We start from the raw sequence: 12,736 nt of genomic DNA on the forward strand, positions 1-12,736 counted from the left end.
TCCTAATGGAGCCGCGGGTTCGCGCCCTGGCCCTTGTCGTCGATGACGAGGCCGCGGTGGAAGCGGTCGAGGGTGAACGGCGCGTTGAAATCGTGCGGCTCATCCTTGGCGATGGTCCAGGCGAAGATCCAGCCGGAAGCCGGCGTCGCCTTGAAGCCGCCATAGCACCAGCCGCAGTTGAGGTACATGCCGGGCAGGGGCCCCGTGGTGATGATCGGCGAGCCGTCCATCGACATGTCGCATACGCCGCCCCAGGAGCGCAGCATGCGTACACGGGCAAGGCCCGGGAACAGCGCCAGCATCTCGCTCATCACCTCATCGACGATGGGCAGGTTGCCGCGCTGGGCATAGCTGTTGTAGCCGTCGATGTCACCGCCATAGACAAGGCCGCCCTTGTCGGACTGTGACATGTAGAAATGGCCCATGCCGAAGGTCACCACGGTGTCTATGAAGGGTTTCAGCGATTCCGTCACGAAGGCCTGCAGCACATGGCTTTCGATCGGCATCGTCTCGATGCCGGCCAACTGCATGACGCGCCCGGTGCTGCCGGCCACCGCGACCGCCACTTTCCTGGCGCGGATATCGCCGCGTGACGTGGTGACGCCGGTGACGCGGTCGCCATCGCGCAGGAAGCCCGTGACCTCGCAATTCTCGATGATGTCGACGCCACGCCGGTCGGCGCCGCGCGCATAGCCCCAGGCCACCGCGTCGTGACGGGCGGTGCCGGCACGCCGCTGCATCAGGCCGCCGACCACCGGAAATCGTGCATCGCCGGAAATGTCGAGCGCCGGTATCAGGCGCTTGATTTCGGCGGGCGTCATCAGTTCGGCGTCGACGCCGAGATGGCGCATGGCGTTGCCGCGCCTAGCATAATCGTCGAACTGGGCAGGGGTGTGCGCCAGGTTCAGGCAGCCGCGTTGCGAGAACATGACGTTGTAGTTGAGCTCGTGCGACAAGCCCTCCCACAGCTTCATCGAATGTTCGTAGAAGCGGGTGTTGGCGGGCAGCAGGTAGTTCGAGCGCACGGCCGTGGTGTTGCGGCCGACATTGCCGGAGCCGAGCCAGCCCTTTTCGAGCACGGCGACATTGGTGATGCCGTGTTCCTTGGCCAGATAGTAAGCGGTGGCGAGCCCATGGCCGCCGCCGCCGATGATGATGACATCGTAGGAAGCCTTCGGGTCGGGCTTGCGCCAGGCCGGCTTCCAGTCCTTGTTTCCCTTGAGCGCGTTCGCAAGCAGCGAAAAGGCCGAGTACTCTGCCATCATTGTCATCCGGTTCGGGCGATGCGGCAGACTATAGAGCAGGCTGTATCCGCAAAGCCAATATTGCGCCATTGCCTTTCGACTGGCCGACGCTCGGATCGCGATCCGAACGCGATCGGATGCGACGGCTTGCCCCAAGATATGGCCGTCTTTATCAAGGACAGGCTTTTTGAATGCCTTTGCCGCCCGTGAGTCGCCAATACGTCATGCCTTTGAGATTGCTCCGCCTCGTTCTGATCCTCGCGCTGGTTATTTCGGCGCCGCCGTCGTTCGAGGCGATGGCGCAGGCGCTTGGTCAAGGCTCCGCCGGATTGATCACCGATCAACAGAAGGTCATCCAGGGCCTGACGGCCAAGACCGACGATCTCGAGAAGAAAATACAGCAGGACGGTGACGACGATTCCTCGCTCGTGGATATCCGCCTGCAACTGGAGGATTTGTCGCGGGCGGCATTGACCAGTGCGCTGGCGTTCCGTCCGCGACTGACCGAAATCAACAATCGCATCGAAGTGCTAGGCCCGCCGCCGGCCGCGGGCCAGCCGCAGGAGCCCGACATCGTGACCGGCGAGCGCCAGGCACTGGCGTCGGAAAAGGCCGAGATCAACGCGGTCGTCGCCAGCGCGCAGAACCTGTCGATCCGTATCAGCGGACTGATCGACAAGATCGGCAATATGCGCAGCGAGCTGTTCCGCAACCTTTTGACCAAGCGCTACGTCCTGTCGGACGCACTGAGCCCGCAGGTGTTTTCCGACGCCCAGGACGAATACGCCAATTTCTACAAGGCGGTGTCGTCATGGCTGAGCTTCGCTTTCAAGTTCAAGTTCCAGGCCATTTTGGCGGCAACCTTCGTGGCGCTCGGGCTGGCGCTGGTTCTGCTGGTCGGCGGCAGGCGCCTGTTCGGACGCGTGTTCGAGGCAGACCCTTCCAACGAAGACCCGTCCTATCTCAGCCGCTTGTCGGTGGCCTTCTGGTCTACCTTGCTGCCGACGCTGGCGGTCGGCGCGTTTCTCGGCTCGACCATCTTCTTTTTCAATTATTACAATGTGTTGCGCGGCGACATTGGCCTGTTTCTCAATGCGTTGGCGACCGCCATCGGGGTGGTGTTCTGCGTCAACCGGCTGACCAATGCGGCACTGTCTCCGCGACTGCCGAACTGGCGTCTCATCCCGGTCGAAACCGGGCCGGCGCGCTGGCTGGTGCGCCTGGCGACCGCCATGGCCGTGGTCATCAGCGCCAACACATTCCTGTCCATCATCAACGACAAGATGGGATCGCCGCTGTCGCTGACCATCGCGCGCAGTTTCGTCGCCACCATCGTCGTCGGCATCATCCTGATCCTCATGGCGATGCTGCGGCCGTTCAAGGCACGTGACGGAAGCTGGCGGCCTTGGCCGGCATGGCTGCGCTACCTGGCACTGGCGCTTGGCCTGTTCACCATCACCGCGGCCTTGCTCGGCTTCATCGGCCTTGCGCTGTTCGTCTCGCTGCAGGTCGTGGTCACGGGCACGGCGCTGATCACCGCCTATATCGGCTTCCTCTCGGCGCAGGCGATCGGCGAGGAGGGGGCGTTCGCCAACACCACTGTCGGGCGCTGGCTGTCGACCAATTCCAGCTATGAGGATACGGCACTCGACCAACTCGGCCTTGTCGTCAGTGTAGCCATCAATCTGCTGATCATTCTGGTTTTCCTGCCGCTGATCCTGCTGATGTGGGGCTTCCAGCCCGGCGACATCCAGGCCTGGGCTTACAAGCTGGCGACTGGGATCAATATCGGGTCGGTGACGATTTCGGTCACCGGCATCCTTTCGGGCATCGTCGTCTTCGTCATCGGCTATTTCCTGACGCGCTGGTTCCAGGGCTGGCTCGATGGTTCCGTCATGGCGCGCGGCAAGGTCGATACCGGGGTGCGAAACTCGATCCGGCTGGCGGTCGGCTATGCCGGTGTCGCGTTGGCGGCGCTCGTTGGCATCTCGGCCGCCGGCATCGATCTCTCCAGCCTGGCACTGGTCGCGGGCGCGCTCTCCCTCGGTATCGGTTTTGGCTTGCAGAACGTGGTGTCGAATTTCGTCTCCGGCCTGATCCTTCTGGCCGAACGGCCGTTCAAGGTCGGCGACTGGATCGTCGCCGGCGACGTCAGCGGCACGGTCAGGAAGATCAGCGTACGTGCCACCGAGATCGAGACTTTCCAGCGGCAGTCGGTGATCCTGCCCAATTCGAACCTGATCAACAACGCCGTCGGCAACTGGACGCACCGCAACAAGCTCGGCCGTGTCGAGATCAAGGTCGGCGTCGCCTATGGAAGCGACGTCAAGCAGGTGCATGCCATCCTGCTGGAAATCGCGCGCAGCCATCCGCTGGTGCTCAAGAACCCCGAGCCCTTCGTGCTGTTTTCCAATTTCGGCGCCGCCGCGCTGGAATTCGAGATCCGCGTGTTCCTGGCCGATATTATGAACGGCAGCGCCGTGCAAAACGACATCCGCTTCTCCGTTCTCGAAAAATTCGACGACCAGCATATCGAGATACCGTCGACGCCCCGCGCTGTCGTCGAGACCAAGCATACGAAGGCCTGGCCTACCGACGACGACAAGATCGAGGCCGACTTTGCCGAACAGGAACTGGCCAAGGCAGAAGCGGCGGCTGAAGCGAAAAAGCAGGCGAAATCAGGACGCAAGCCGCGCAAGCCCGATCCCGACTAGCGCATTTCACCGTTTCCCGGAAACGGCGAACCGCTTTTCTTCGCGTGTGCCGCCTTGGGCATCATATTGTGCCGGTCGGGCAAACTAACAGGAGCCAGGCGTGAACCGGCAACCGGCGTTGGAGAGTGCCAAAGCCAATTGCGGCATGAATACGGCATTCAGTTGCGGTTCAGCTTCCATCTCATATAAGCTCCCAAGCAAAGGGCGAAAATGCCTTGCGAAATGCAACAGAGGCGGTGGGAACACCGATATTGCACCATGTGGAAGTCTCTCGTCGCTGCCGTCGCCTTGCTCGCCGTGAGCGGTTCGGCTCATGCCGCCAGCGCGGTCAACAAGGACGCCGAGACCCGTACGCTGGTCGTGACGGAGGGCGGCAGCAAGACCGACCTTGCCCTGGCCGGCGGTGAAACCGTTGAATTCTGCCAGAACGGCTGCTTCGTCACCTTGCCGAACGGTGACCTCGAAGCCCTGACCGGTTCGGAGACCGTCGAAATTTCCGGCGGCGTCGCCCGCATCAAGTAATTCTGGCGGTATCATTGGAAAGGCCGGGTATTTGCCCGGCCTTTTATCGTTTCCAGTAGCCTTTGTTTAACAATGACGCCGGAAATACCGGCGCGGCAGCCGCCTGCAACCAGACGTTTTAACGTTCGTTACGTCATCCCCCGCTATACCGGCATCAAGACGCCGAAACGCGGCGCGCAACGGGATTCCGGTTTTCCGGATCATACGCTGGCAGGGCAGGACGGCATGGATGCGCGGTCGGACAGGAACGCAATACCGCTTGCGGTCGATCTCGACGGCACGCTGATCGCGACCGACCTGCTTTGGGAAGGCTTGTTCCTCCTCCTCAAGAAGAACCCGCTCTATATTTTCCTGGTGCCTTTCTGGGTGGCCGGCGGGCCGGCGCGGCTGAAGCAGGCAATCGCGCAGCGCATCGACATCGATCCCGCGTCGCTGCCCTATCGCGCGCCGCTGCTCGACCGGCTCCGGACCGAACATAGCGAAGGCCGCAAGATCGTGCTGGCGACCGGCACGCCGCGCAAATTCGCAGACGCCATTGCCCGCCATCTCGGCATTTTCGACCGTGTGCTGGCGACCGATGGTCTCGACAATCTCACCTCGGGCAAGAAGCGCGCCTCGCTGGTCGCGGCCTACGGCGATGGCGGCTTCGACTATGCCGGCAACAGCCGGCACGATCTCCAGGTCTTCGACGCCGCGCGCAATGCAATCGTCGTCGCGCCCGATCGTCACGCCGCACGCTGGCAGGCGGCGAATGGCGCCGAAACCATGCCGGCGCCCAAGCCGACCTCGCGGACCATCATCAAGATGCTGCGCGTGCACCAGTGGCTGAAGAACTCGCTGATCGCCGTGCCGATGGTGCTGTCGCACGAATACTTCAACACCAACATGATCTGGCAGTGCGTACTGGCGTTCATCTCGTTCAGCGCGGTGGCCTCGGCTATCTATATCCTGAACGATTTCTTCGACCTCGCGCTCGACCGCAAACACGCCACCAAGCGCAACAGGCCGTTCGCCAGCGGCGCGCTGTCGATCCCGTTCGGCCTTGGCGCGATCGCGGTGCTGCTGGCGGTCGGCGTCGGCGCCGGGCTGTTCCTGGCGCCTGAATTCCTGGCCGTCCTCGGCGGCTACATGGCCGTCACCACGGCCTATTCGTTGTCATTCAAGCGCATGCTGCTGGTCGACGTGCTGACGCTTGCCGGCCTCTACACCATCCGCGTGCTCGCCGGTGCCGCCGCGACCGGCGTCGATGTCTCGTTCTGGCTGCTCGCCTTCTCGATCTTCTTCTTCCTGTCGCTGGCGCTGGTGAAGCGTTTTGTCGAACTGCGCACCACCGCCATTCCGCCTGGTGAGCGCATCGCCGGCCGTGGCTATCGCACCGAAGACCAGGAGATCGTCGCCCAGGCCGGCATGGCGTCGGCCTTTTCCTCGGCGCTGGTGCTGGCGCTCTACATGGACAGTGTCGCGGTGCGCGAACTCTACCCGCATCCATGGCTGATCTGGCCGCTGCCGCCGATCGTGCTTTACCTCACCATGCGCGTCTGGATCTTGGCGCGCCGCGACGAGATGCATGACGACCCGGTCGTCTTCATCATCCGTGACTGGCGTAGCCAGATCGTGGTGCTGATCGGCGCGATGCTGCTGGTCATCGGGGGCTGGTAGGCATGGTCGAACGCTTCCGGAGCTTTGGCCTTGCCACGCCGCCCGCGCCGCATGCCATCCACGCCGATGACGCCATCGCGCTGCTGAAGGGCGGCCAGGCGAAGGAAGCATCGCTGCTGGCCTATGGCAATGGGCGTTCCTACGGCGATTCCTGCCAGAACCACGCCGGTGCGGTCGTCGACATGCGGACGCTGAACCGCATCCGGGCGTTCAATGCCGAGACCGGTGTGCTCGAAGCGGATGCCGGCGTGCTGCTGGCGGATATCATCGCGCACGCAGCACCCTACGGCTTCTTCCCGGCTGTCGTTCCGGGCACGCAATTCGTGACGCTCGGCGGCGCCATCGCCAATGATGTGCACGGCAAGAACCATCACCGGCGCGGCACGCTCGGCTGCCATGTCGAAAGTCTCACGCTGCTGCGGTCCGATGGAAAGACCCATCGCTGCTCGACATCAGACAATCCGCGCCTGTTCCGGGCGACGATCGGCGGCATGGGGCTGACCGGCCTCATCCTGTCCGCGTCGATCCGGTTGATGCGGGTGCCTTCGCTCGACATCGTCGAAAAGACGACACCGTTTCGCGACCTCGCCGAGTTCTTTGACCTCGCCGAAGCGGCGGACCAGGCCAATGAATATGCCGTCGCCTGGATCGATCAACTCGCCGGCGGCCGCAACAGCGGGCGTGGCCTGCTGTTTACCGGCAACCACGCCGAACGCGGCTCGCACGCGGCCTCGCGCGCCGGCGGCAAGCTGGCGATACCGTTCCAGCCGCCCTTCAATGTGCTCAGCCGGCCGTTCCTGACCGCTTTCAACGCCGCCTACCGATGGAAGAAGGGCCGCGCCACCGTGCCGCGCCAGACCGGCTACCACGGCTTTTTCTTCCCGCTCGACGGTGTGCGTGAATGGAACCGGCTTTATGGCCCCAGAGGGCTGTTTCAACATCAGGGCGTGGTGCCGGAAGAGGCTGCGCGCATCGTTGTGCCGGAGCTGCTGACAGCGGCCCGACGGGCCGGGCAGGGCTCCTTCCTCACCGTGCTGAAGCGTTTCGGCGGGGTCCGCTCGCCCGCGCTGCTGTCGTTCCCGCGACCGGGCTACACGCTGACGCTGGATTTCCCCAACAGGGGGGCGGCGACGCTTGCCCTGCTTGGCGAGCTCGACCGCATCACCATCGCGGCCGGCGGGGCGGTCAACCCTTACAAGGATGCGCGCATGAGTGCCGCGACCTTCGCTGCCTCCTTCGCCGACTGGCCGAGGCTGGAAGCGCTGCGCGACCCTGCCTTCATGTCCGATTTCTGGGCCCGCACGGCCGGCAGCATCGATCCGCGGCGGCGTGGAATCGAGGCCGCTGAATAGATAAATTTGGAATGAATCGTGGTTATCGAATGATTAATCCCTGAATTTACTCAAAACATTCTTGTGAGTTCACGATATCTTTTCAGGTTTGTATTAGTCGATGACACGGGGTGGGTGAGCTGGCATGAAATATATCGTCTTCATTCTCTTTACGGTCATGACCAATGCCGCCGCGCAGCTCATGCTGAAGCAAGGCATGATGTCGCTTGGGCCGATCTCGTTCGAAGGCGTCAATCCGCTCCTCAAGTTGCTGCAGATCGTCTTCAGCCCCTGGGTGTTCCTGGGCCTTTGCACCTTTGTGATTTCCATGGCTTCGCATCTTTACGTGCTGTCCAAGGTCGAGCTTTCCTTTGCCTATCCGTTCCTCAGCCTCGCCTATGTCGCTGTCGCCGTCTTCGCCTACTTCGTCTTTCGCGAAGACCTCAATGGCTGGCGCATCGCCGGCATCGCCTTCATCTGCGTCGGCACCGTGCTGATCGCGCAAAGCGGGCGAGGACATGAAGGCCAGACCGCTTCCATCGCGCCCGACAAGATCCCTGCAAACGAGACCGTTCGATGAGACATGTGATTTTCGGCGGTGACGGCTTCGTCGGCCGTCACCTTGCCCCGAAGCTTGCTGCCGACGGCGAAGAGGTCGTCGTCGCCGACATCGTCAAAAGCGATCTGGCGCATTACCGCAATGTCGGCTTTGTCAAGTGCGACGTCACCGATCCGGCGTCGGTCGCCGCTGTCGGGCTCAAGGCCGACGACATGGTCTACAATCTGTCGGCCAAGATGCTGTCGCCGATCCAGGTGCGGGCCAAGCGGCACGACTTCTTCTTCCCGGTCAATTTCCACGGCACCGAGCACATCATGCAGGCCATGGACAGGGCTGGTACGCCAAAACTCGTTCACTACACGACCGATATGATCTACGGACACACGGTCACACAGCCCATGACCGAGGAGCATCCCGTCGCGCCGCTCGGCGAATATGGCTGGTCGAAGCAGAAGACCGAGGAGCTCGCCGCCGAATGGCGCAAGCGCGGCATGTCGATCTCGTTGTTCCGGCCGCGCCTGATCATCGGCCCCGGGCGGCTCGGCATATTGGAGAAACTGTTCAAGCTGATCGACTGGAGCCTTCCGGTGCCGATGATCGGCTCGGGCAAAAACCCCTATCAGTTCATCTCTGTGTTCGATTGCGCGGAAGCTGCGCGGGCCGCCTGGAAGGCCGGCGTGCCCAACGAGGCCTACAATCTGGGCTCACTCAATCCGCCACCGGTGAAGAAATTGCTCGGCGACCTGATCCGGCATGCCGGTTCGAAGTCGATCCTGATCCCGACACCGGGCTGGGCGGTCAAGCGCACGCTCGATCTGCTCGACCTCGTGAACATGCCGATCATGGACCCGGAGCAATATCTGATCGCCGACGAGGAATGCGTGCTTGACGTGTCCAAGGCCGAGCGCCAGCTCGGCTGGGTGCCGCAATATCGCGACGAGGACATGCTGATCGCCGCCTACAGCGAATACCGCGCCAAGAAGGCCGGGCACGCCGTCGCCACCAAACATGTGCCGGCCGAATAGGCGGCTCGCCAAACAGTTCTATGGCGCACGACGCTGGTCGTAGCGCGGACAGGAGATTGAAATGACCGTCATGGCCAAGCCTGAACACACGAATGCGCGTACCATGGTCAATGCGCCGGCGCTGTCGCCCGCCACCATCGCCAAGCCCGATCTGATCAGTGTCGAGCAGGCCAAGGCGATGGATGTCGCCCGCATGACCGACCTGTTCAAGGCGCATCTCAATCCCGGCCAGCTGCATTTCATGAAGCTGCTCGGCTTCCACAAGATCAAGATCGAGCGCGCCGAAGGCATGTTCTATATCGACCAGAACGGCCGCAAGATCCTCGATTTCTTTGGCGGCTTCGGCTCGCTGGCCTTCGGCCACAACCATCCGCGCCTGCTTGAGGCGCGCAAAAAGTTCCAGGAGGAAAAGCGCCAGGAGATCGCGATCGCCTTCATGTCGCAATATGCGGCGGCGCTGGCGCACAACATCGCCAAGTGTTCGCCCGGCGATCTCGACATGGTGTTTCTGGGTTCGTCCGGCTCGGAAGCGATGGAAGCGGCGGTGAAGCTCGCCGAGCGCGCCGCCGGCCCGAAGCGGCCGAAAATCGTCTATGCCGAGAATTCCTTCCACGGCAAGACCAAGGGCGTGCTTGGCATCACCGACGGCCAGCTCTACCGCGCCGACTTCAGGATGGCGGACAATACGGTGCGCATCCCCTTCGGCGACATCGAGGCGGTCGAGCGGCTGTTCCGCTCCGATCCCGAGGTCGGCGTCATCGTGCTTGAAACCATCCAGGGCGGTGGCGGCATCATCCAGGCCGAGGCGGAATACTGGCAGAAGCTGCGCGCCCTGTGCGACCAGCATGGCGTGCTGTGGGTGGCCGACGAAGTGCAGTGCGGCTATGGCCGTTCGGGCCGCTTCTATGCCTTCGAGCATTACGGCGTCGTGCCGGATGTGACGGCGCTCGCCAAGTCGCTCGGTGGCGGCAAGGCGGCGGTCGGCGCGATGATCGCCAGGCGCGAAATCTACATGAAGGCCTATGGCACGCCGAAGACCGCGATGATCCATGCCATGGCGACTTTCGGCGGCATGGGCGAGGCCTGCGTCACCTCGATCGAGGCGCTCAACGTGCTCTATGACGAGGGGCTGATCGACAACGCTGCTGTCACCGGCGATTATCTGCTGCAGCGGCTGCAGGCGCTCAAGGACAAATACCCGAAGATCATCAAGGATGTGCGCGGCAAGGGCCTTATGGTCGGCCTAGAGTTCCACGACTTCTCGCAGACCTTGCCGATGGTGCTCAGGCCCATCGTCAGCGTGCTCGACGACAAGCTGAAGGGTTCACTGTCGGGTTTTGTCGGCGCGCTTTTGCTGCGCGACTACGACGTGCTCGTTGCCTTCACCGAATACAACCGCAACGTCATCAGGCTCGAACCGCCGCTGATCTGCCAGCGCGAACATGTCGACCGCTTCGTCGATGCCTTCGACAGCCTGCTGTCACGCGGCATCGTGTCGATCGTGAAGGACTTCGTCAAAAGCCAAGTTCGCTAAGAAAAGCTCATTGGGCAGAACGATGCTGACCAAGTCTCCCGCTGCGAAAACCCCGCTCGACCGGCTCACCGAGACCGGTCTGGCCTGGGGCGAGGGGACCTATGCGCGGCTGGCCGCACCGATCGGCGCGGCGGCTTTCGCGCTCTATATCGTTCTGACCGCGTTCACGGCCTGGGTGATGCCCGACGCCAATTGGGACATGCTGCCTTACCTCGCAATATCCGAGGAAGGCACCTATCCCGATCCGCAGGCGCTGCATGATTATGCCTACAGCACGGTCAAAGCGGGTGTTTCGGCCGCCGATTACAAAACGCTCACCGATGATGGCGGCGGCTTCCGCAGCCACATGACGGAGAATGCCGCCGACTTCCATTCGCTGCTCGGCATGTATCGGATCAAGTTCCTCTACGCCGAGATGCTGTCGACGCTGAGCGCGGTGATGTCGCCGGTCGAGGCGATGCACCTCGTGCAGGTGTTTTCGGTGCTGCTGTTCGGCGCGATCGTGCTGCACTGGCTGCGCTGGGAAAAGGCCCTGGCCTTGGCACCGCTGATCGGCGCGGTGCTGATCATGGCTGACTTCGGCGATGCGGCGCGTGCCTCGACGCCGGACCTGCTCACGTCGGCGCTGCTGCTCGGCGGGCTCTACGCCTATGTCAGGGGCCGCGAGGCGGCGACTGCGATCATGCTCTTCCTCGCCTTCATGGTACGACCGGACAATATTGTGTTCCTTGCCATTTTCGCGGTGCTGCTGGTCGCCTTCCGGCAGCGGGCATGGGGTGCGTTGGCCGGGTTCGCCGCGTCCTTCGTTGCCTATTTCGCCATTTCGCACTGGGCCCATCATCCCGGCTGGTGGCCGCATCTATGGTTCTCCAGCATCGAACAGCACTACAATATGGACGGGTTCGAGCCGGCGTTCTCGGTCACCGCCTATCTCAGGGCGTTTGCGACGTCATTGCTGCGCGCCGTCAACCTGAACAGCTGGGTCGGTGTCTCCGTACTGGCGCTGGCCGGCTGGTTTGCCGCCGGCCGTGCCGGCTTTCGCCTCGAGCGCCGTGCCGGCATCCTGTTCGCGGCGCTGGCGCTCGGTGCGCTGGCGAAGTTCACGGTCTTCCCGATCCACGACACGCGCATCTATTTCCCGCATCTGATCCCGCCCTTCCTGCTGCTGTCGGCGCCCTTCATGGCGCTGTGGGCGGCATCGGTTCGAGGCCAACACCGCGCGGCCTTGGACGTCATTCCCGGAGACAAGCCATGAGTTCGCTATCCAGCCTGGCGCGCATCGCCTTGTCGCTCGGTCTTCCCTCCGGCCTGCTCGATCGCGGGCCGTCGCTGCGCGGCACGAAATTCCTCGCCAGGGCGGCGCTGAAGGCGCGCTTCGGTGGGGCAGGGCGGCCGTTCCAGATGGTCAATGTCGGTGCCTGCGACGGCGCGCTGTTCGACGATGTCACGCCGTGGTTGCACAGGATTGCCGGTGCCCGCGCCATGCTGGTCGAGCCGATCCCGTACAATCAGAAGCGGCTGCGCGCCAACTATCCCGACACGGACCGCTTCATCATCGAGCCGGTGGCCGTCACAAAAACCAGGGGCACGATCACCGTCCACACTTTCGACTCGGCCGCCCTCGAGGCCGGCACGCTGCCGATCGAGTTCATCGGCTGCTCGTCGGTCACCGACACCAATCTGATGTCGGGCAAGAATGCCTGGGGCGAGGCGGACGCCAACTTCAACAAATTCGCGCCGCACCTCAGGGACATCGAGGTGCCGTCGGAAACCTTGCAGACGCTGCTCGACCGCAACGGCATCAGCCATATCGACGCCTTCCTCGTCGATTGCGAGGGCGCCGACTGGATGGTCTTCGAACAGCTCGACCTCAAGCGTTATCGCCCGGGCATGATCAAGGTGGAGGTCGGTGCATTGCCGGCGGCCGAAATCGGCCAGGTCGTGGTCAAGCTGAAGACCGCCGGCTATCAGGTCGGCTTCCAGGCCGAAGACATCTGGGCCTTCGCCTGACAGGTCGCGATTTCTCCTGATCCATATCGGGTCGCGCCGCACCTGCGGCGTGTCGCAAACAGGCGGTAGCGCCGTGCCTGTCGTCTGCATATTGTGCGCCGATCAAACGGGCGCCGAAGCTGCCCGCATTAGCATCTG

Annotated in this window: 10 protein-coding genes; 9 read left to right on the forward strand and 1 reads right to left on the reverse strand. The window is 62.9% G+C overall.

All coding sequences use genetic code 11. The features are described from left to right. Positions 1-2: 2 nt before the first annotated feature. Positions 3-1,262, reverse strand: coding sequence for a sarcosine oxidase subunit beta (locus tag EB815_RS19510; RefSeq protein ID WP_056573479.1), 1,260 nt, complete (start codon positions 1,260-1,262; stop codon positions 3-5). A gap of 206 nt (positions 1,263-1,468) precedes the next feature. Here EB815_RS19510 and EB815_RS19515 point away from each other — a divergent pair, with 206 nt between their 5' ends. The 9 genes from EB815_RS19515 (at position 1,469) to EB815_RS19555 (ending at position 12,598) form a co-directional block, all read left to right on the forward strand. Continuing rightward, positions 1,469-3,958: a mechanosensitive ion channel family protein gene (locus EB815_RS19515; RefSeq protein WP_056572613.1), complete on the forward strand. Its 2,490-nt coding sequence runs from the start codon at positions 1,469-1,471 to the stop codon at positions 3,956-3,958. Positions 3,959-4,216: 258 nt separating this feature from the next. Continuing rightward, the gene (locus tag EB815_RS19520; RefSeq protein WP_032930670.1) at positions 4,217-4,480 is read left to right on the forward strand and encodes a hypothetical protein; all 264 of its coding nucleotides are present in this window, start codon (positions 4,217-4,219) and stop codon (positions 4,478-4,480) included. Between the two features lie 225 nt (positions 4,481-4,705). Further along, positions 4,706-6,139: a UbiA family prenyltransferase gene (locus EB815_RS19525; RefSeq protein ID WP_056573477.1), complete on the forward strand. Its 1,434-nt coding sequence runs from the start codon at positions 4,706-4,708 to the stop codon at positions 6,137-6,139. A 2-nt stretch (positions 6,140-6,141) separates the two neighbouring features. Then, on the forward strand, positions 6,142-7,491 hold the full coding sequence (locus EB815_RS19530; RefSeq protein WP_056572611.1) for an FAD-binding oxidoreductase: 1,350 nt from the start codon (positions 6,142-6,144) through the stop codon (positions 7,489-7,491). A 124-nt stretch (positions 7,492-7,615) separates the two neighbouring features. Then, entirely contained in the window at positions 7,616-8,050 is a 435-nt protein-coding gene (locus tag EB815_RS19535) for an EamA family transporter (RefSeq protein ID WP_056572609.1), read from the forward strand. Beyond that, positions 8,047-9,054 carry an NAD-dependent epimerase/dehydratase family protein gene (locus EB815_RS19540; RefSeq protein ID WP_056572606.1) on the forward strand — a complete coding sequence of 336 codons (1,008 nt, stop codon included), beginning with the start codon at positions 8,047-8,049 and terminating at the stop codon, positions 9,052-9,054. Before EB815_RS19535 ends, EB815_RS19540 begins: the two co-directional genes overlap by 4 nt. 103 nt (positions 9,055-9,157) lie before the next feature. Beyond that, positions 9,158-10,588, forward strand: a complete 1,431-nt coding sequence (locus EB815_RS19545; protein WP_171883360.1) for an aspartate aminotransferase family protein — start codon at positions 9,158-9,160, stop codon at positions 10,586-10,588. Positions 10,589-10,610: 22 nt separating this feature from the next. Then, positions 10,611-11,843, forward strand: a complete 1,233-nt coding sequence (locus EB815_RS19550) for a glycosyltransferase 87 family protein (protein ID WP_056572602.1) — start codon at positions 10,611-10,613, stop codon at positions 11,841-11,843. Continuing rightward, positions 11,840-12,598 carry an FkbM family methyltransferase gene (locus EB815_RS19555; RefSeq protein WP_056572600.1) on the forward strand — a complete coding sequence of 253 codons (759 nt, stop codon included), beginning with the start codon at positions 11,840-11,842 and terminating at the stop codon, positions 12,596-12,598. Before EB815_RS19550 ends, EB815_RS19555 begins: the two co-directional genes overlap by 4 nt. The last annotated feature ends 138 nt before the right edge of the window (positions 12,599-12,736 follow it).

The organism is Mesorhizobium loti (assembly GCF_013170705.1).
Classification (GTDB): domain Bacteria; phylum Pseudomonadota; class Alphaproteobacteria; order Rhizobiales; family Rhizobiaceae; genus Mesorhizobium; species Mesorhizobium loti_D.